The following is a 20,311-nucleotide window of genomic DNA, read 5'->3' as shown; positions in this document are numbered from 1 at the left end:
CGTCGACTAACCGGTGACTGACCGGCTCGACTGCTCGCTATCGGTGCGGCGGTGTCGAGCTGAAAAACGCCGAACCGGGCTTCTTTACTCCGGCACTTCGGCGTCGACGGCGTCGACGAAACTGTTCATCTCCTGGAACAGGAACTCGTCGCTCTCGCCCTCGAACTCGGAGCCGGCCCAGACGTCGAGTTCGCCGTTGACGATCTCTTCTTCCGTTTCCGCGACGGTGTCTTTGACTTCCTGTGGAACCTCCGGCCCCCACTCGTCGAGTGCGGGGAGGTTCGTCTCCATGCCGCCCCAGAAGGCGTCGGATTCCCAGGTCCCGTCCCGGACCGCGGAGATAGTCGGGTCGTAGACCTCTTCCCAGTTCCACACCGGGGAGATGAGGTAGTTGTCGCCGCCGAACTCGCCCATCGGCGCGTTGTAGCCGGAGGCCCACACGCCCGCCTCGTTGGCGGCTCTGACCGGTGCTGGGGAGTCCTGCTCCTGCGAGATGACGTCACAGCCCTCGTCGATGAGCGAGTTGGCCGCCTGCTTGGAGGTCTGTGGGTCGAACCAGGCGTTGACCCACCGGATTTTGAACGTCGCGTCCGGGTTCACCGACCGCGCGCCGAGCGCCATCGCGTTGATCGAGCGGATGACTTCGGGAATCGGGAAGGCGGCGACGTACCCGATGGTGTTGTTCTCGGTCACCATTCCGGCCGCCTGCCCGGCCAGATACCGGGGCTGATAGATCCGGCCCATGTACCGCCCCATGTTCTCCCGGGTGCGATAGCCGGTCGCGTGCTCGAAGTACGTGTCGGGGTACTGCTCCGCGACGGTGTACATCGGGTCCTGGTAACCGAACGTCGTCCCGAAGACGATGTCGGCGTCGCCCTGTGCGTACTGCTCGAAGACGCGCTCGGAGTCTTCGGGGGCGACGGCTTCGGTGTACTCCGTCTCCAGCCAATCGTACTTCTCGTCGACCGTCTTTCGCCCCTCGTCGTGAGCCCAGGACCACCCGAGGTCGCCCACCTCCGAGATGTACACCCAGGCAGCAGTGACCGAGTCCGTCCCGGAGCTCCCATCGCCGCTGGTCGCGGTCCCGTCGGCTGTGTCGGTGTCGCCACTTCCACCGTCGCCGCCACTACAGCCGGCTAACGCGGTTGCCCCTGAGGCCCCGAGGGCAGCCAGCATCTCCCGTCGCGATATCGTTCGGTTCGTATCCACCATTACTGAACTGCTTGGATGTAACGGAAACTGCTACTTAAACGATATCATCTCGAACCTTGCAGCGAACAAATATATTCGACTAAAGCTGACTGAACGTCATTGTTATCGTTTAATAATGCCACGAACATTTTACAGAAGTGCTCAGGAAACAGTATTCTGCAGGCAACTACTGCAGTTGGTTGCCGTCGATGGGATCAGTTCGGGACCTCCCCCTCGACGGCGTCGACGTAGCTACTCATCTCCTGGAAGAGGAACTCGTCGCTCTCGCCTTCGAACGCCGAGTCGGCCCAGACGTCTAGCTCTCCGTCGAGCATCGCCGACCGCGACTCCGAGACGGTGTCCTTCGCTTCCTGGGGCACTTCCGGCCCCCAGTCGTCCAGACTGCAGATGCCTGAGTCGATCCCCTCCCAGTACGCGTCGGACTCCCAGGTACCGTCCCTGACAGACTCGATAGTCGGACCGTAGAACTCCTCCCAGTGCCAGATCGGGGATGTGAGGTAGTTTTCGCCGGCGATGTCGCCCATGGGTGCGTCGTAGCCGGTCGCCCAGATACCCGCATCGGAGGCCGCACGGAGTGCAGCGGGGGAGTCCTGGTGCTGGGCCATCACGTCGACGTCCTCGTCCAGCAGGGCGTTCGCCGCCTCGCTCTCGGTCGGCGGGTCGAACCAGGAGTTCGTCCATCTGACCTTCACCGTCGCGTTATCCTTGACAGACGCGGCCCCGAGCGCGTAGGCGTTGATGCCACGGATGACCTCCGGAATCGGGAACGCCGCCACGTATCCCAGTGTGTCCGTCTCCGTCACGGTACCGGCGGCCTGCCCGGCGAGGTACCGGGGCTGGTAGATTCGGCCCATGTACCGCCCCATGTTCTCCCTCGTCAGGTAGCCGGTGTTGTGTTCGAAGTACGTGTCGGGGTACTGCTCCGCCACGGACGCCATCGGGTCCTGGTACTCGAACGTACAGCCGAAGATGATGTCGGCGTCACCCTGTGCGTACTGTTCGAACACTCGTTCGGAATCAGACGGAGCAACAGCCTCGGTGTACTCCGTTTCCAGCCAGTCGTACTCCGATGCGACCGCCTCCCGGCCCTCGTTGTGTGCCCAGGACCAGCCGAGGTCGCCGACTTCAGAGTTGTACACCCAGGCGGCGGTGACCGAATCCGTTCCGGACCCGCTGTCACTGCCGGTCGTGGTGCCGTCAGCAGCCCCGCCATCGGCGGTGTCGGTGGCTGCTTCGCCATCGCCCCCGTCACCACCACCGCCACCGCTACAGCCGGCTAATCCCGTAATTCCCGCCGCCCCAAGCGCTGTCAGTAGCTGCCGTCTCGACGTACCGTGATTCTTGTCAACCATTAACTAACCGAGTAGCCATTGCGGAAACATTCACTTAAATCGTTCCGTTCACGCAGCTTTCTCTACGCTATTATCCAAATATATGCCACAAAAACAGCTTTATCGTATGCTATCTGGCGACTATCTGCTGCATATGTTCACACTACTGGCAGCCACGACAGACTGAGAGACCGTCCACAACGAACACTAACACACAACAACTGACATTTGCCAAATGTCCGGTATATCCCTTCTGGACGGCGAATATCACTGCCTTTGGAAACAATTATGCCACTACATTGTTGATACCCGGCTAAGATCAGACAGCATGTCCGAACACACCACGCTCAGGATGGAGGGGATACGCAAAGAGTTCCCCGGGGTCGTCGCCAACGACCACGTCGATCTCTCCGTCCAGCGCGGGGAAATCCACGGTCTCCTGGGCGAAAACGGCGCGGGAAAGAGTACGCTGATGAAGATTCTCTACGGGCTCTACTCGCAGGACGACGGTGATATCTACCTTGACGGCGAGCGACTCGATCTAGGGTCGCCACAGGACGCCATCGATGCCGGTATCGGGATGGTCCACCAGCATTTCATGCTGATACCACGCCTCACGGTCGCCGAGAACGTCGTGCTCGGCGAGCGTGAACCGGCCACGGCGTTCCGCAGCGATGCGGAGGACAGTTGGCTCCCGGCGGCGGTCCGGAACAACAGCCTCGTCCAGTCGCTCGCCGGACAGTTCTCGCTAGGCCTCGATGTCCCTGAGCAGCGGATTCAGGACCTGGCGGACCAGTACGGGTTCGACATCGACGTGAGCGCGAAGATCTGGGAGCTCGACGTCGGCCAGCAACAGCGCGTCGAGATACTCAAGGCGCTGTACCGGGATGTCGACCTTCTGATTCTCGACGAGCCGACGGCGGTCCTCACGCCGACCGAGGCCGAGCGGCTCTTCGAGTCGCTCGAACGGCTGACCGACGAGGGGCTCTCGATAATCTTCATCACCCACAAGCTCACTGAGGTCGACGCCATCGTCGACCGCGTAACGGTTCTCCGGGAAGGGCAAAACGTGGGCACTGCCGAGGTGTCGTCAGTCTCCCGGGCGGACCTCGCGGAGATGATGGTCGGTCGCGAAGTGCTGTTCGAAATCGACAGGGAAGCGGTCGACCTCGGCGACCCGGTCCTGCGCGCACGCGGGGTCGAGGCCGACGACGACCGTGGCATCGAGGCTCTCTCCGGCGTCGACCTGACGGTTCGGCAGGGCGAAATCGTCGGTATCGCGGGCGTGAGCGGCAACGGCCAGAAGGAACTGGCCGAGGTCATTGCCGGCATCCGTGACATGACGGCTGGCGAGCTAGTGGTCAACGGCGAGGACATCACCGGCGCTAAACCGAAGACGTTCGTCGACAGCGGCGTCTCGTTCGTCCCCGAGGACCGACTCCAGTACGGCTGTGCCGAGGACCTCTCGGTGATGCACAACGCCACGATGAAGGACTTCAGGAACGACCGGTTCGGCGATCGGCCGTTTCTGGACTACGGGGAACTCCAATCCTACGCCGAAACGCTGGTCGAGGAGTTCGACGTCCGCGGTGTCAGCGACGTGACCGAGACCGAAGCCGGCGACCTCTCCGGGGGGAACCTCCAGAAACTCATTCTGGCACGGGAAATCTACCGCGACCCGGATCTGCTCATCGCGAACCAACCGACCCGTGGCGTCGACGTCGGGGCCATCGAGTTCATCAGGGAGACACTGCTCGAACAGCGCAAGGCGGGCACCGGTATTATTCTGCTCTCGGAGGACTTAGACGAGATTTTCGATCTGAGCGACAGAATTCTCGTCGCGTACGAGGGCGAGTTCGTCTACGAAACGACACCGGCAGAGGCCGACCGGGAACGGATCGGCCTGGAGATGACTGGCGGTGGCGACGGCGAAGACGAAACGGTTGTGTCGCCGCCCCAGTCCGGGGTCACACAGGGGAGTGAGAGCTGATGAACGTCGCAGTAAACGTCGACGCACGCGAGGACATTCCCGTCTGGCTGGCCTACGGGACGCCCGTGTTCACTGTGCTGGCCGCGCTGGCGGTGAGCGCCGTCGCGCTGGTCGTTCTCGATGTAAATCCCGTCGCGGCGTACGCGACGATGTTCGTCGACACGCTCTTTACCGAGTTCGGCCTCACCGAGACGCTGACGAAGGCGGTACCGCTGATTCTCACAGGGTTGGCGGTGTACCTCCCGTTGAAAGCGGGGCTGTTCAACATCGGTGCCGAGGGACAGCTCGTCGCCGGTGCACTCGCCGGGACCTGGATCGGGCTGAACGTCTCGCTTCCGGGGCTCGCACTGGTCCCACTGATGTTCGTCGCCGCAGCCGTGGCCGGCGGTATCTGGGCGGGCATCCCGGCGTACCTGCGGGCGAGGTGGGACGTCAACGAGATCATCACCTCGCTACTGCTGACGTTCGTCGCCCTCGAAATCCAGAGCTACCTGCTCCGCGGGCCGATGCAGGGCGGGACCGGGAACTTCCCGCAGTCCGAGCGGTTCTCCGAGGCCGCGACGATTCCGGAACTGTTCGGCGGCGTCCACGCCGGCTTACTGGTCGCCATCTGTATGGTCGTGGTGACCTACGTCCTGATGACGCGAACGCGACTCGGGTTCGAAATCACGTTCGTCGGCTCGAACGACGCGGCCGCACAGCAGGCGGGGATGAGCAAGTTCTACGTCTACCTCCTGGTGTTCGTCGTTGGCGGTGCGTTCGCGGCCATGGGCGGCATCAGCGAAATCGCCGGCGCACAGGGGCGATACCGCGCCGGGTTCGAACCCGGATACGGCTTCACCGCCATTCCGATCGCGTTGCTCGGTCGCAACAGCGCCATCAAGGTGATGCTCGCGGGGCTGTTCTTCGCCGTGCTGTTCGTCGGCGGGTCGAGCATGGAAGTGGCGTTCGGCGTGCCCGCGGCCCTGGTCGAGATCATCCAGGCGCTTGTCATCCTCTTCCTGATCACCGCGGAGTTCTTCAAGAGCTACCGGGTCGGTATCGACGTAAGACGCGGGCCAACGGAAACGCCAGCCCGGCCACAGCGGGGTGACGACTGATGGTGAGCTTCATCGCCGGGCTGCTTGATGCCACCGTTCAGGCGGCGACGGTGCTCCTCCTCGCCGGGATGGGGGAACTCCTCAGCGAGCGGGCGGGCGTCCTCAACCTCGGCGTCGAGGGCATGATGCTCGTCGGCGCGCTCGGCGGGTTCATCACTACCGTCGTGACGGGGAGCCACTGGCTCGGATTCGGCGTCGGCATCCTCCTCGGGATGGTGCTGGCGCTGGTCCACGCGTTCCTCTGTATCACGCTGAAGTCGAACCAGGTCATCAGCGGCGTCATGCTGACGCTGCTGGGGGCCGGTCTGACGACGTTCTTCGGCTCTGGCTGGGTCGAAGAGTCCATTGACGGCTTCCCGCAGATGACGCTCCCGCTCGTCGGACAGTACCTCGTCGATATCCCGGTCATCGGTGAGGCCTTCTTCCGGAGCACGGCGACGGACTACCTCGCACTCGGCCTGCTGGTCGTGGTCTGGTACTTCCTGCACCATTCGAATCTCGGGCTGGAGATGATAGCTGTCGGTGAGGACCCAGAGATGGCGGACACGATGGGTGTATCCGTGTTCAGACTGCGGTACCTCGCGGTGCTCATCGGCGGCGGGTTCGCCGGCGCGGCCGGGGCGCACCTCTCGCTTGCGTTCTCCCAGCTCTGGGTCCCCGGCATGACCGCGGGCCGGGGCTGGATTGCTGTCGCGCTGGTCATCTTCGCGCAGTGGCGCCCCCGCCGAATGCTATTGGGGGCATACCTGTTCGGGCTGCTCGATGCCCTCCGCATCCGCTCCCAGTCCATCTCGCTGACCGTGGGTCCTGACACACCGCTCGCTGGCGTGATCAACCCCGTCGTCGAGTTCCTCATGACGCCACAGATTATGGGCACCTATCCGTATCTGGCGACGATCATCGTGCTGGCCTACGCCGTCATCCGGACCAAGAGCGACCAGCTCGCGGTCCCCTCGGCGCTGTTGCAGTCCTACAGCCGCGAGACGGACTAACGGGTAGTCGAGTGCGGTCCGATACGAGCGGCCACACCTCCCACAGACCGTGTGTGCGGCCAAATCTATTTATCCATATTCGCTGAATCCCGCATGTCTCATGAGCGCCAATCAGGTCTTCGAGAGAGGTGACCGTGTCGGTATCTACTTGCAGGACAAACACTCGCTAGAAGAGAACGTGGAACTCGTGCAGTACGCGGAGGAGCAGGGGATCGACGAGATCTGGCAGGCCGAATCGCGGCTCGCACGCGACGCCGTCTCCCCGCTCGGCGCGTACGCCGCGGTCACCGACGACATCAAACTCGGGACCGGGGTGATCAACAACTGGACGCGCAACGCGGCGCTGATCGCGCAGTCGATGAGCACGCTTGAAGAACTCGCCGGTCCGGACCGCATCATGTGTGGTATCGGGGCCTGGTGGGATCCGCTGGCCGAGAAAGTCGGCATCGACCGCAGCGGCGCACTGCGGGCGATGCGGGAGTGCGTCGAGGTGACACAGGACCTGCTGGACATGGAGAACGTTACCTACGACGGAGAGTTCGTCCAGATGCGGGACGTGGAACTGGACGTGGTCCACGGCGACGACGGGCCGCGGACCGTCCCGGTCTACGTCGGCGGAACCGGGTTCAAAATGCTGGAACTCACCGGCCACTTCGCCGACGGCGCGCTACTGAACTACCTCGTCAGCCCGGAGTACAACGAGAAGGCCCTCGACGCACTGAAGACCGGGGCGGAGCGCGGTGACCGCTCGCTCGAGGACATCGACCGGCCCCAGTTGGTCGTCTGTTCGATGGACCACGACGAAGAGAAGGCCCTGGACAACGCCCGCGAACTCATCACCCAGTACCTCGGCCAGCAACCGCACATCATGAAGGCCAGCGGCGTCAGCCAGGACCTCATCGACGAGGTGGGCGAGACCATCGGCGGGTGGCCGGCCGACAAGGACGACATCGAGGAGGGGATGCACCTCATTCCGGACGACGTGGTTCACAAACTCACAGCCAGCGGAACGCCCGAACAGTGCCGAGAGAAGGTCCGCGAGTACGCCGAGACCGGCTGTCAGTGTCCGATTCTCTATCCGCTTGGCGAGGACCGGCGGTTGATGATCGACGAGTTCGCGGACGGCTACCTGTAGCCGAAGCGACGTGCAGTCACGCGGTGGGGAACCGCTTTTCAGTCGTCGTCGACCGGCGGCGCGCCTGCGCCTGTCTCAACTAGGTCGGGTTCCAGTCCTGCGGTGTACTCAGTTGGTCCGGTCCCGACGCTTCCACCGGGGAACACGATATTGAGAACGAGGGCGGCCATCCCCCCGGTGACGAGCGCGGACCCGAACAGCGTCTGCACCTCGGACGGGAAGTTCTGGAGAATTTCGGGGCGGAACGCGACGCCGAGGCCGAGCGCCATCGACATCGCCAGGATGGTCGAGTTGCGGTGGTCTAGCTCGACGTTTTGCGTTATGAGGCGCGCTCCGGACGAAAAGATCATCGCGAACAGGATGAGCGCGCCGCCGCCCAGCACGGCGTCGGGCATCGCCGAGACGACTGCGCCGACCTTCGGGATGAACCCGAGTGCAAGCAGGACAACGCCCCCGATACCAGCCACGTACCGGCTAGCGACGCCGGTGAAGTTCACGAGACCGACGTTCTGCGAGAACGACGTGTTCGGGAGCGCGTTGAACACCGCGCCGAAGACGCTCATCACGCCGTCGGCTACGAGGCCGCCGCGGATTTCCTCGCGGGTGGCGTCCCGGCCGGTTGCGGACACTGTCCCAGAGATATCCCCGATAGTCTCCATACCAGTGATGATATAGAGGAAGGCCACGGTGACGATGGCGCTCGGCTCGAACGCGAGGCCGTATTTGAGCGGGACGGGGACCGTCACCCATCCGGCAGCAGCGACAGCCGAGAGGTCAACCACGCCCAGCGCGAGCGCAACAGCGTACCCAACGATGATGCCCACGAACACGCTGATGACGCGAAGGAACCCCTCGAAGAACTGGTTCAACCCGACCGTGACAATCAGAACGAGCCCCGCGAGTCCGAGGTTCACGAAGGAACCGTATCCCTCAGCTGACGGGCCGGCCGACGCGCCCGCGGCGTAGTTCATCACCGTGGGGATGAGCGTCAGCCCGATGAGCATTACGACGATGCCGGTGACCAGCGGCGGGAAGTACTGGCGGAACCGGTCGAACGAGATGCCCATGACGACCTCGACCGGCGCAGCAAGCAGTGACGCGCCGAAAACGGCCGCGATACCGAACTGGTTGCCGATTCCGATAAGCGGGCCGAGAAACGCGAAACTGGTGCCCATCACGACGGGAAGGAGCGCGCCGACGGGGCCGACCGGGTACGCCTGGACGATGGTCGCGACGCCGGCCACGATGAGTGCCATCTGGACGAGAAACGTCGTCTCCCCTGTAACAGAGCCGACGGCCCCCGCGAGGATGAGCGGGGGTGCGACGTTGCCCAGGAACATCGCGAGCACGTGCTGGATGCCGAGTGGGATCGCCTTCCCCAACGGCGGCTTGTCTTCGATGTCGTACAGTACGACGGACTGTTTCTTCGCCTCAGGACCGCTCATATGACACCATCTAACGGCCTGTCTTTTCAATCCACCTACTAGAATCCTAATACCAACATATGTGTTTAATTTTGTCGAGGATACGCAATCGTCTGTCTCAGTAATTTTGGAATGTTGTGGCAAAACCGATCCAGAACTGTTTCGAAATCTGAGTTTCCGACTCGGCAGTGTCTCGAAACCGGATCAAAAAATCGGCACCAGATGGGGCAGTCGTTCGAAGTCGTCAGTCGTCGGCCGCGGCCTCCTCGGCCGTGCCGTACAGGCCTTCGACCTCCGAGATTTCGGGGTCGATCCGGTCGACCCCGCCAGTCGCCTTCTCGGCGCTTTTCGTGTCTTTCAGCCCGAAGCCGGTGGACACTACGACGACGGTTTCGTCCTGTTCGATGATCCCACGGTCGAGCGCCGTCTGGACGCCGGCGACGGGTGTCGCACCCGCCGGCTCGGAATAGATTCCCTCGGTGCTGCCAAGCAGTTTCTCGGCCGCCAGAATCTCGTCGTCGGAGACCAGCAGCGCGGTTCCGCCGCTCTGTTCCAGCGCGCGGCAGGCCTTGATCGTGTTCCGCGGTCGACCGACCGCGATGGAGTCGGCCAACGTTTCGGCGATGTCGTCGATATCCTCGTGGTCGTGGAAGGCGTCGTGGATGGCCGACGCTCCCTCGGCCTGGACGCCCAGCATCTTTGGGTGGTCGTCGACGTACCCGAGGTCGTAGAACTCCTTGAACCCCTTCCAGGCCCCGGCTATCGTACAGCCGTCGCCCATCGAGAACACGACCCAGTCCGGGACGTGTCCGCGAGCGATAGACTGGTCGGCGAGTTCGTGGCCGACCGTCCGCTTGCCCTCGACCTGGAACGGATTGATTGCCGCGTTGCGGTTGTACCAGCCGTACTTCTCGGTCACGTCGACGCTGAGGTCGTAGGCTTCGTCGTAGCTCCCGTTGACGGCCAGTACGTCCGCGCCGTAGACGAGCGGCTGTGCGAGCTTGCCCGTGGGGGCGTCCCCGGGGACGAAGATGCGACAGTCCATCCCGCCGCGGGCGGCATACCCCGACAGCGACGCGGCGGCGTTCCCGGTCGAAGCGCAGGTGATGATGTCGCGGCCGGCGTGTCGGGCCTTCGTGACAGCGATAGCGCTGGCGCGGTCCTTGAAACACCCCGTCGGGTTCCGCCCGTCGTCTTTGACGAGCGTCTCGACGCCCAGCGCGTCGGTAAGGTTCGGTGCGTCGAAGAGGTCCGTCCCGCCTTCGTTGAGCGTCACGACCTCGGCGTCCGCTGCGACCGGCAGGAACGCCTCGTACTTCCACTGGCTCGCAATCGGCCCGCCGAGGTCGCCGTCGAACGCGTCGTCGATAGCGCCGTAGTCGTACGTTACTTCGAGAATCCCCTTCACGCCCTCGTGTTCGGGACAGGTGTAGATGACCTGGTTCGGGTCGTACTCCGCCCCACAGAGTGTACACTCGAGGGTCGTGACTTGCGTCATGCCCATACTTCTTCCTGAGCACAACTGGATATAAAACCGTACTGTGACTCCAGGTCGATTGTGAGGGGAACCGCCTCTGTCGCAGCCGCCACACGCCACACACGGGCCGCACACGACACACATCTATTTGCGTGTGCTCCGGTCAGCAGACAGCAAAACCGCTACAGCGGGCGGTCCAAAAACTGTCCGCGGCCCGCCGTTGACCGGACCGCGTGGTCTTCCGCGACGACCTCACCGCCGGCGATGACTGTGTCCACGCGCGCGTTCCAGTGCTGCCCCTCGTACGGCGTCCAGCCACCGACGAACGTGTGGTCTTCGGCGGTGACCTCGTACTCCTCGGTGCGGACGAGAATCACGTCCGCGTCTGTTCCGACCCGTAGCGACCCTTTTTTCGGATAGATACCGGCCTTTCTGGCGGGGGCCGCACACACGAGTTCGCGGAGCCGCGGCCACGAAATCCGGTCCTGGTGGACGCCCTCGCTGACGAGGAACTCGACCATCGTCTCGACGCCCGGGAGACCGGCGTAGGGCTCCCAGATATCCTCCCAGCCGGCTTCCCGGGTCTCGCGGTAGGTCGGGAAGTGGTCTGTGCCGACGAGGTCAATCGTCCCGTCTCGAACTGCATCCCAGAGCCGCTCCCGTTCGGCGTCGGATTTGAGGCTGGGATTGACCTTCAGGAAGGGCCCTTTCTCCGCGACATCGGCCTTCGAGAAGGCCAGATACTGCGGACAGGTCTCCAGTGTGACCGGGATTTTCGCTCGGGATTTGAAGCGGTCGGCCTCGCGTGCGCCGCTCCCGCTTGAGATGTGGACGACGTGCAGTGGACAATCGGCGTACTCTGCGAAGTAGCCCGCCCGGGAAATCGCGTCCAGCTCGGCTTCGAGCGGTCGTGAGTCCATGTACACCTCGGGCTCGTCGCCGTCGATAGCCGACCGCGCGTCGTCGAGCAGTCCCTGCGTCTCACAGTGGACGCGAACTGTTCCCCCGGCATCGCCGACGCGCCGCATGAGCCGGGCGATGGACGCGTCACTCGCCAGGTACGGGTCGGCGGTGAACGTCTTGAAATCCGCCGTCCCGGCGCTCATGATGTCAGCCACGTTGATGTCTGGCTCCTGAACGTTCCCCGCGACGAGGCCGAAATCGACATGTGCGAGCGCCGAGCACGCCGCTGCTTTCTCCTGCAGTGCTTCGGCAGTTGTGACGGGTGTCTGCGTCGGTAGCTCGATGACTGTCGTCACCCCACCGGCGACCGCGCTTGCGGTCTGGGACGCGAAGTCGATTCCGTCCGGAAACAGCTCGTCGTCGTGCATGTGGGTGTGCACGTCGATAGCGCCCGGGAGCGCGAACATGCCGTCCGCGTCGATGACGGTATCCGGGTCACTGGGAGTCGGGACCGACGACGCCGGACCAGCGGCGTCTATTGTCCCGTCAGACATCGCGATTTCACCGTGCTGGACGCCCGTCATCGTCACCACCTGTGCGTCTTTGATGTGAATACCTGTCATGCCAGTACGGCCAGGGCGAACGACGAAAACAGTTGGTGTGTGTGAGACGCCACATCCGGCCCACACACGGCTTGGGAGAGAATGGCCGCTAAGCCCGTTCTGGGGCGGATAGCTTTTAGTCGGCTGCCGGTATCCCCCCATCTGTGATACTGAACGCAGGGATGCTCATCACGATGGACGATGAGCGTACGGTCCGGTCGGAGGCACACGTCGTTGTCGAGGACGGTGAAATCGCCGCTATCGAGGACGGCTATGCATCCGGTGCTGACGTGATCGATGCCACTGGCGAGGTCGTCATCCCGGGACTGGTGAACTGCCACACCCACATGTACGCGCTCCCGATTCGCGGCGCGCCGCTCGCTGCGTCACCTGAGAGCTTCTACGAGGCGCTCGTGGATATCTGGTGGAACGTCGACGAAGCGTTCACTGAGCGTGACGCTCGCCTGTCCGCACTGGGCTCCTGTGCCGAGATACTTCAGAGCGGCGTCACCACCTTCTGTGACAACTACTCCGGACCGAACACGCTGCCGGGCGGTCTCGACGCCGTCGCCGAAGGCGTCGCCCAGACGCCGATCCGCGGGATGATTACTTTCGAGACGACAGCCAGAAACTCAGAGGCCCAGGCTAGAGACGGTATCGCAGAGAATCAGCGATTCATCGACGAAGCGGAAGACCAGTACGACACCGTGTCCGGCCACTACTGCCTCCACACGCTGTTTACCAACACCGCGGACATTGTCGGGGAGTGTGTCGACCGGGCTACCGACCACGACCGCCCGATCCAGATACACCTCGAAGAGGGACTGGTCGACGTTCACGAATCCATCGCCGAATACGGGAAACGACCGGTGCCAGCGCTCGAGGATATGGGCTTTTTCGACGCCGAGGTCATCGCCGCCCACTGCGTTCACTCCACCGACTCCGAAATCGAAATCCTCGCAGAAAACGACGTCAACGTCGCTCACAACCCCTATTCCAACATCAACAACGCCGTCGGTATCGCCGACGTCGAAACGATGCAAGCCCACGAGATGACAATCGGACTCGGTGACGACGGGTGGGACCCGGATATGTTCGAGACCATGCGTTCGGCCGTCGGTATCCATAAACTCAAGCAACGCAACCCGAGCGGCTTCGACATGGCCACCGCCCTCGAATGGGCGACAATCGGCAGTGCGGCGGTGCTGGGGATGGACGACGCTGTCGGCAGTATCGAGGTCGGCAAGCGCGGTGATTTCGTCACGCTGGATCTGGGACCGAATCCGGTGTTGGACGGGAGTGCGCCCTACTACGTCGTCAGTGCCGGAAGCAGTGCAGATGTCACCCGGACGATTATCGACGGGGAGCCTGTGTACGACCAGAAATACGGCGTCACAGGAGTTGACGATTCGGATATGGCTGCCGTCGGCGATGCGAGTGCCGAACTCTGGGACCGTTTGTAGGGCAGATGCTGGGAGATTTGGTCCCACTGCGCTGGCAAAGAGGGTGCTCAAAATACACACCCTAAGAATGTAAATTACTTCCCCGATCCAATTTTGAGGCTCCTGTTTGACTGATCTCCGGTTAACACTCTAAGGGTGTAAAAATATATTGTGGATTTGATTTCATCGTCAGTGTGTACATTCTGTACACACAGTATTTCGACCGTAGCGTAGCTGAAAGCCCGTATTTGTCTACAACGTGTGATATCGCAAATATTTCCTATTCCAGTATGTAATAGTGGTACTGTGTGCGTGGGTGACATATGGTAGTTAGTGACGCCTTTGAGACGTTCACGCAGGTGCTCGAATGCGTAGAATCGTCTGAAACCGAGGTCAAAGCGGTCTCAGTCCGGGGCCAGACGACTGCCGATAACGACGAAATAAGTGCTGACCTGACGCTCGCAACGCCGATCTTCGGTGGGGTATCGCTACACGATGACGTGTCTGTCGACGCTGAGGAGTTCGATCTGACCGACAAACGGATTGAAATTGACGTGACGGTTACTGTGCCCGTCGGGACTGACATACCGGTTCCGTCGGAAAACCGGGGAGATGCATCCGACGAACTGGCAGAAACCCTCTCGCAGTCGGACTCCGTCCCGGCATACAAGGACCCGGAGGCACTCCAGGCCGCCTACGACGCGTGTGATACGTTCCCGGAAATGACCGAAGCGCTGGATGCTGACGTGACCTCCGAAACTGTGCGCCGGTATATGGTGGAGTATGATATCCACGACCCGACCGACACGACGCCACAGGCGGGCGGTCTCAGCCTTTCAGACGTGCAGGCAGATTCCGGGACCGACACAACTCCTTCGGCTGACTCGGACTCTCCCGACGACCAGACGGACGACGACGGACAGCCGGAAGAACCGGATGGACTGGGGGCCAGATCTGTCGCTGATCTGCTCGCCGAAGCGGACTCCCAAGACAGCGACGACAATCTTGTCGCGGACGGGCTCGGTATCTCGCAGGACCTGACTGTGGCCGAACTCGCACGGACCGTTACACAGTCTACTTCTCTGCACGAGGTGACCCAGCGTCTCGATTTGAGCCAGACGCACGCCCGGCGACTACTGTCGGAACTGGATCTCCTTGATCTCGTCACCCACCGATTGGCCGCCAACCAGATACGCGTCTCGAATGACGAAATCAAGCGTCGTATCACCGCCGCCAGTCATTGATCTACTTCCCCGGGGTGTAGCGTGGGCGGATAGACGAACGTTCATGAAATGAGGGAAACATTTTTGCCGCCCGGTTCGTACGTGTGACAAATGGCAACGATCCGCGTGCGTGATTGGACGAAAGAACAGATAGAGAAGATACGTGACGCGGAGTCTCACTCCTCGCACGATTCCGTCATCAAGTCGCTGCTGAAAGACCGAAAGCTGGCCAAATACGCGGACGATGCCGCCGAGGCTGTTCCGGACTCGACAACCGAGTCCCAGATGGACGGTCCCGACACAGCGTTCGATGATCTGACCGTTCTCGGCGAATTGTCCGATGCTGACAACGGGGTGTTATTTCTCTGGTGTCCCAGCTGTGGGAACGAACTGGCCCACATGACTGCCGACAACCCACTCGGCCTGTCTGTATTCGAGATCGAATGCCAGCGGTGTCTCACCCATCTCGACCGGCATGCCATCGTTGCCATCGAAATCGGCTATCCAATCGAACAGAAACTGGTCGATGACCGTCTTCAGGACGACCTCAAGGAATGCGTCGTCGACTACTGGGACCGGACACTCGACTCGGCTGCCGTGGGAGCGCCTGACGACGATCTGGAGCCCGAGTATCTGGTCTGGCAGTTCGACCAGTACCTTCGGCAGTTCTCGTGGGAGTGGCCCGCTGACGTACCCGTCGTCGGCTTTGCGACGGGGGAAACCTACCGCAACACTGCCACTGACGAGTACCTCGAAGTTATCGAACCAGTCTCGGAGAACCGAAACGCGATGGATTCGTTCAAGATACGGCGGTACCCCGCCGACCCAGAAACTGCCGACGGTGAGACGGAGATTCTCGACAGCACCACCGTCGTCGATCACATTGTTAATCGGCGACTTCTAATCGAAGCACGCACTGATTCGACTTCGCAGCCTGAGTCGACCGAACCGACAGCGTGACCAGCCCAGCTCTCTACTGCTCCTCATTTTTCATGCATACTACTCGAGATAGATGCACATACCGTCGAGACACATCACTCTGATCCGATTTAGATGGGGACAACCCAAAAGAGGGCTAAACATTCGCTATTTAATTCGCGATCTTGTAATACACGGCCATAGAACGACTATACCATTTAGTACGGTGGCAGACAGCGTATATTAGCTTGTCTCTACTGTCGGACGGGAACACCGCAGGCACAACACGCTCTCTGCGACCCAGTTCACGTCCGTCGACTCACAATGTCGGCAGCGGTGGTGATCAGTGTCGTACTCTGTCGTCCCACGAGGGGCAGCAAGGAACTCGTCTTTGATTGCTTGCTGGACAAGGCTGGGAAACCGTTGGCGTTTGACGACGGCCCGCTGTGCGAGGAACCTACCGGGATCGTCCGGGTCCGTTCCATGGAGGTCCTCCCAGGGCAGAGCGATTTCACCGTTGGCGGGGCCACGGGCCACCTGCTGGAGGAGCGTCGCAGCGGCCTCGAATAGCGGCGTCGTCCCCCACGCCTGCGGGTTGTCGACAGCACTGCCAGCGTTTTCGTAGGCCGTCTCCGCCTCTCGGTATGCCGCTTCGGCTCCATCGAGTCCTGCGACGGTTCGGAAGTCTCCGACGAACTCCTTGAGACAGGCGTGTTGTACCGGGTGGTCGAGCCCGTTAGTCAAATCCTTGCCCACGGCGACGCCCTCGACGCCGCGGCGGGTGGCTCGTGTATCCTGGCCGGCGACGCGGTAACAGACTGCGCTCGTCGCGAGGTACTGGAGGCCGTCGCCGACCCATCCCTTCTCGTCGGCATCAAAGGGCGTGATGCCCTCTCGCGGGTCTGAAAGGACACGCCATCCGGCCCGCGTGTATTCGTCTCCAGCGCGGCGGTAATCGCGGTCGGCGATAGCGGCGACTGCTGCGGTTCGGTGGCCAGCGTCTTGTGTGCGCATGTAATCACTATGGGTCACGGCATCACGGGCTTTCGCACCCAACAAATCGGTATCACTGTCACCCTGAACCGTCAGACAGAATACACGCCCGTCCTGTCGGTGACACATGGAGTCGGTACCTCTCGTTACGACGCTCACGGTGTCACTCCGGTTTGTTATCGGTGTGGCAGCGGCTGTCGTCGCGACCGTTGCGATGGATCTTGTGATGGCCAGACTGCCGGAAGGCGAAACACCGCCGTTCGTTGCCGCCGGTGTGTTGACCGATAGCGCTCCACAGCACGCTCCGGGTCGGCTCGCGAACGTGGTCCACTACATCGCCGGCTGGCTGACTGGCCCGCTGTTCGTCTGGATGCTTCTCACCAGTGAAGGGCTCGTGGGCGGGCAGTCGATACTCGCGACAGTGCTCGCCGCTGCTGTTCTGTACGCGCTGATGGTCGGTTTCTTCGTCTTCGTCGTCCTCCCGCGGTCCCGCCTGGCGTCGGTCCGGACGGCGGACATCCGACGCGACTGGGCGATATCGGCGGCTGCGTATCTGCTCGTTCTCGTGCCAGTCGTCGCGCTCGGCTCTCGCCTCGTCTGACCCGGCCCGAACTACGGGACCGGTCTGGTAATTGGCAAAGGCGAGGCTGTCCGCCGCTCGCCCGACAGCGCTCACTCGACGAGCGACAGCTTACCGTCCGGCCCCACCTCACCGGTTTCACCGGTATGGTACCAGTCGTCCTGAAGCGTCTGTGCGCCCGTTCGGCTATCGTCGAGGAACCCGCCCAGGACAGTCGGGCCGCGGACCAGTATCTCTCTGTTTTCGGACACAGCGAGTTCAACTCCCGCCATCGGATCGCCGATTGTCCCTTCGACGAAGGAATCCGCGGGGTTCAGTGCACCGACGCCGGCTGTCCCGACAGAGCCGTACAGCTCGCAGATCGGGACGCCTAAGCCTCGGAAGAAGTACAGTAGATGGTCGTCTAGCTGGCCCGTACCGGAGAGGGCGTAGGTGAGGTTCGACAACCCAGTTTCTTGCCGGAGCGGCTTGTACACGAGCCGCTTAGCGGCTCTGTATTTCAGCGGCGTTCCCCGTCCTTCGACGATACCTTGCCCGTATGATGCGACTCGACCGCCGACCTTCCGTTTCATCCAGCCCATGTCGCCGAGACGGTCCTGTATCGTCCCGTAGAGCTGCTGGTACATCTTCGGGACACCGACGAGCACGTCGGGCTCGACGGCCGCGAGTTGGTCGACGAACTCCTCCGCTCCGAGGTAGGCGACGGCGCTTCCGGCCGCCCAGAGGTAGTACGTCGAGACCCGCTGATAGATATGTGCCAGCGGGAGCGAACACGTCCCGGTCGCCCCGGGACCGGTGGGGAGCTCCTCGCGGAGACTCGCTGCAGCCGCCAGAAGGTTTCGGTGGGTCAGCGCACAGCCGGCCTGCTCTGCGGGGGCGGCCACGTCGAACGCGACCGTCGCCACGTCGTCGCCGTCCGTCTGAAGGCCGGGAAGCACTCTCGCTTCCTCGGTCGGCAGGTCTTCGAAATCGAGCACAGTCCCGACAGCCATCGCGAGGTCCTCGGCCACGTCTCCCGCTGCCACGAGCCCCGTTGCACCGGTTCGTTCGATAACCTCGGCTGCCCGGTCGTCGCTCGCAGACGGGTAGAGTGCGACCGGGACCAGTCCGGCGAAGTGACAGGCCAGGTCGAGCACCGACCACTTGTACCGGGACTGCGCTCTGATGGCCAACCGGTCCCCGGGCCGCAGTTCCGTCGAAAGGAGCCCGCCAGCGACTGCCTTCGCCCGCTCGGCCAGCTCCTCGAAACTCCGCTCGACGAACTCGCCGTCATCCCGGACGAGCGCCGCGGTCCGCTCCCCGTGTTCCGAAACGATATCGTCGAACCAGGCCGCTACTGACCCCTCCGGAACCGCGAGCGAGCCGCCGTCGTAGACGTCGCTGTCGAGGCGTACGCTGTCGTCTTCGCTTCGGCGGTCAACTGGGACGGGGTCCTCGGATGCCGTTCGGTCCTGATACAGTTGCCCGGGTTCGTACTCGTAGTCGTCGCTGACTTCGGTCTGGAAGTAGTCGGCGTAGTTCTGGTCCTCGTCGCCGGCGGCGATGTGCGCATCGAGCCAGTCCCGGGCGACTGTCAGGACTTCCATCGTGACGTACTCCCCGTTCTCGTGTTTCTCGCGGAGTTCCCGCACTTTCCCGGCGAACTCCTCGTGCATCTCACGGTGGTTGTAGAAACAGTCACTGCAGTCCATAGCGTAGCCACAGTTCTGCATGAACTCCTCTTCGTCACCGAAGTGATACTCCGTGTAGTGTTCGAGTTCACGGAGAATATCACCGACCTCCTCCTCGGAATGGCCCTCGTTCATCGCCGTGTGGAGGTCGTTCAGCAGCCCGAACAGGCGCTTGTGCTGTTCATCGAACCGCTCGATATTGGTGCTGTACCGTTCCTCGTCCCACTCGGCAAATTCCCCCGTCGAGTCCGTGCCCATATCTGGTCTGTTCACCCTTATTTGAAAAGCGACTCTCACGTTCTCATCGAGTGAAAATGCGGACTGCTTCCCAAGTGGTTGCCAGTAATCACTGCATTCGGGATGCGAGAATTAAGTGACGAAGCGGTCGTCGAGGTCCTTACCGACAACGGCATCGGCGTGCTGGCACTGTCCAGTCCGTCAGGGGGACACCCGTATCCGGTCCCGGTCGCGTTCGGGTACGACCCGGCGACGGACAGCCTGGCGTTTCACCTGTCAGAGAGCGATGATAGCCAAAAACACCGCTGTCTGACGGCTGACGCCAACGTCGGGTTCTCCGTGTACGAGGAGACCGAACCCCAATCCGTGTGGCGAAGCGTCATGGTTACTGGCGAGTTGGTTGAGGCGACCTACAGCGACGTGGAGCCGGCCCTCGCCTCGCTGGCCAGCAACACGCAGTTCGCTCCCAACCCAGTCAGTTGGGACGATACATCGACGACGACACCGTACGAACTCCGAATCGATGACTGGAGCGGACGGGAATTCCGAGTCGGGTGAGGGCCGTGGAGAGATTCAGAAAAAATACCAGTCACAGAACTCCCCTCTCAGCGCAGTATCAGCCGTCGCTCGGCAGCCGTGTGTTCTCACTCTCTGAGAACCAGCGACCGTAGTTATGGCTTGAGACTCATAGCTACAAGTAGAGGTGTACCAGATGCTACCGCCAACAACTGCGCTACTCCAGCACGGACCGATGGGGCCCCACGGAGGGGCAACGGGCATGGGCATGATCCCGGGCGGCTGGTGGCTGCTGTTCGCAGCGGTCATCATCGCTGTTGTGGCGATAGGGGTCCTGCTGTACGTGCAGCTACAGCACGAGGCGACCGCCGAGCCGGATTCACTGGAGACCCTCAAACAGCAGTACGCATCGGGCGAGATCGACGAGACGGAGCTCGAAACGCGGGCTGACCGCTTGCTCCAACACGAGTCGTAGGTCGGACTGGAATCTTCACCAACCACGGATGTAGCGGGAGAGAGCGACCTTGTGGAGCCGCTGAGTGGCGACTCCGAAATCGCGCCAACCG

17 protein-coding genes are annotated in these 20,311 nt (G+C 62.2%); 10 read left to right on the top strand and 7 right to left on the bottom strand.

Annotated elements, in window-relative coordinates:
* Positions 1-84: 84 nt before the first annotated feature.
* Positions 85-1,212: a BMP family ABC transporter substrate-binding protein gene (locus ACOZ4H_RS18765; RefSeq protein WP_424330787.1), complete on the bottom strand. Its 1,128-nt coding sequence runs from the start codon at positions 1,210-1,212 to the stop codon at positions 85-87.
* Positions 1,213-1,406: 194 nt separating this feature from the next.
* Complete coding sequence (locus tag ACOZ4H_RS18760) at positions 1,407-2,564, bottom strand: BMP family ABC transporter substrate-binding protein (RefSeq protein WP_424330786.1); 1,158 nt, start codon at positions 2,562-2,564, stop codon at positions 1,407-1,409.
* Between the two features lie 307 nt (positions 2,565-2,871).
* Between ACOZ4H_RS18760 and ACOZ4H_RS18755 the strand changes: the two genes are divergently transcribed.
* The 4 genes from ACOZ4H_RS18755 (at position 2,872) to ACOZ4H_RS18740 (ending at position 7,760) form a co-directional block, all read left to right on the top strand.
* Complete coding sequence (locus ACOZ4H_RS18755; RefSeq protein ID WP_424330785.1) at positions 2,872-4,533, top strand: ABC transporter ATP-binding protein; 1,662 nt, start codon at positions 2,872-2,874, stop codon at positions 4,531-4,533.
* Positions 4,533-5,633 (top strand): ABC transporter permease, encoded by a 1,101-nt coding sequence (locus ACOZ4H_RS18750; protein ID WP_424330784.1) that lies wholly within the window; start codon positions 4,533-4,535, stop codon positions 5,631-5,633. Before ACOZ4H_RS18755 ends, ACOZ4H_RS18750 begins: the two co-directional genes overlap by 1 nt.
* Positions 5,633-6,625: an ABC transporter permease gene (locus ACOZ4H_RS18745; protein ID WP_424330783.1), complete on the top strand. Its 993-nt coding sequence runs from the start codon at positions 5,633-5,635 to the stop codon at positions 6,623-6,625. Before ACOZ4H_RS18750 ends, ACOZ4H_RS18745 begins: the two co-directional genes overlap by 1 nt.
* Positions 6,626-6,725: 100 nt before the next feature.
* Positions 6,726-7,760 (top strand): LLM class flavin-dependent oxidoreductase, encoded by a 1,035-nt coding sequence (locus tag ACOZ4H_RS18740; protein ID WP_424330782.1) that lies wholly within the window; start codon positions 6,726-6,728, stop codon positions 7,758-7,760.
* A gap of 38 nt (positions 7,761-7,798) precedes the next feature.
* Here the strand turns inward: ACOZ4H_RS18740 and ACOZ4H_RS18735 are convergent, their stop codons facing one another.
* The 3 genes from ACOZ4H_RS18735 to ACOZ4H_RS18725 form a co-directional block, all read right to left on the bottom strand.
* Complete coding sequence (locus ACOZ4H_RS18735; protein ID WP_424330781.1) at positions 7,799-9,205, bottom strand: uracil-xanthine permease family protein; 1,407 nt, start codon at positions 9,203-9,205, stop codon at positions 7,799-7,801.
* Between the two features lie 223 nt (positions 9,206-9,428).
* The gene (gene thrC / locus ACOZ4H_RS18730; protein ID WP_424330780.1) at positions 9,429-10,688 is read right to left on the bottom strand and encodes a threonine synthase; all 1,260 of its coding nucleotides are present in this window, start codon (positions 10,686-10,688) and stop codon (positions 9,429-9,431) included.
* A 155-nt stretch (positions 10,689-10,843) separates the two neighbouring features.
* Complete coding sequence (locus tag ACOZ4H_RS18725) at positions 10,844-12,187, bottom strand: dihydroorotase (protein ID WP_424330779.1); 1,344 nt, start codon at positions 12,185-12,187, stop codon at positions 10,844-10,846.
* Between the two features lie 143 nt (positions 12,188-12,330).
* On the opposite strand from ACOZ4H_RS18725, the gene ACOZ4H_RS18720 reads away from it, so the two are divergent.
* The 3 genes from ACOZ4H_RS18720 to ACOZ4H_RS18710 all read left to right on the top strand — a co-directional run bounded on the left by ACOZ4H_RS18720 (position 12,331) and on the right by ACOZ4H_RS18710 (position 15,791).
* Positions 12,331-13,629 (top strand): amidohydrolase family protein, encoded by a 1,299-nt coding sequence (locus tag ACOZ4H_RS18720; RefSeq protein WP_424330778.1) that lies wholly within the window; start codon positions 12,331-12,333, stop codon positions 13,627-13,629.
* 302 nt (positions 13,630-13,931) lie between these two features.
* Positions 13,932-14,852, top strand: a complete 921-nt coding sequence (locus tag ACOZ4H_RS18715) for a hypothetical protein (protein ID WP_424330777.1) — start codon at positions 13,932-13,934, stop codon at positions 14,850-14,852.
* A gap of 90 nt (positions 14,853-14,942) precedes the next feature.
* Positions 14,943-15,791, top strand: a complete 849-nt coding sequence (locus ACOZ4H_RS18710; RefSeq protein ID WP_424330776.1) for a hypothetical protein — start codon at positions 14,943-14,945, stop codon at positions 15,789-15,791.
* 201 nt (positions 15,792-15,992) lie between these two features.
* Here ACOZ4H_RS18710 and ACOZ4H_RS18705 read toward each other — a convergent pair whose 3' ends face one another.
* Complete coding sequence (locus tag ACOZ4H_RS18705; protein ID WP_424330775.1) at positions 15,993-16,763, bottom strand: hypothetical protein; 771 nt, start codon at positions 16,761-16,763, stop codon at positions 15,993-15,995.
* A 106-nt stretch (positions 16,764-16,869) separates the two neighbouring features.
* Between ACOZ4H_RS18705 and ACOZ4H_RS18700 the strand changes: the two genes are divergently transcribed.
* The gene (locus ACOZ4H_RS18700) at positions 16,870-17,343 is read left to right on the top strand and encodes a hypothetical protein (protein WP_424330774.1); all 474 of its coding nucleotides are present in this window, start codon (positions 16,870-16,872) and stop codon (positions 17,341-17,343) included.
* A 71-nt stretch (positions 17,344-17,414) separates the two neighbouring features.
* Here the strand turns inward: ACOZ4H_RS18700 and ACOZ4H_RS18695 are convergent, their stop codons facing one another.
* A complete protein-coding gene (locus ACOZ4H_RS18695) occupies positions 17,415-19,250 on the bottom strand; it encodes a bacteriohemerythrin (RefSeq protein WP_424330773.1) in 1,836 nt (611 codons plus the stop codon).
* Positions 19,251-19,352: 102 nt separating this feature from the next.
* Between ACOZ4H_RS18695 and ACOZ4H_RS18690 the strand changes: the two genes are divergently transcribed.
* Together ACOZ4H_RS18690 and ACOZ4H_RS18685 are read left to right on the top strand one after the other, a co-directional pair.
* A complete protein-coding gene (locus ACOZ4H_RS18690; protein ID WP_424330772.1) occupies positions 19,353-19,787 on the top strand; it encodes a pyridoxamine 5'-phosphate oxidase family protein in 435 nt (144 codons plus the stop codon).
* Positions 19,788-19,941: 154 nt separating this feature from the next.
* Positions 19,942-20,220 (top strand): SHOCT domain-containing protein, encoded by a 279-nt coding sequence (locus ACOZ4H_RS18685; protein ID WP_424330771.1) that lies wholly within the window; start codon positions 19,942-19,944, stop codon positions 20,218-20,220.
* Positions 20,221-20,311: the final 91 nt, after the last annotated feature.

It is taken from the genome of Haloarcula amylolytica (genome assembly GCF_049705545.1).
In the GTDB taxonomy this organism is placed as follows: Archaea; Halobacteriota; Halobacteria; order Halobacteriales; family Haloarculaceae; genus Haloarcula; species Haloarcula amylolytica_B.
This window is presented reverse-complemented; position numbering and strand designations above follow the sequence as displayed.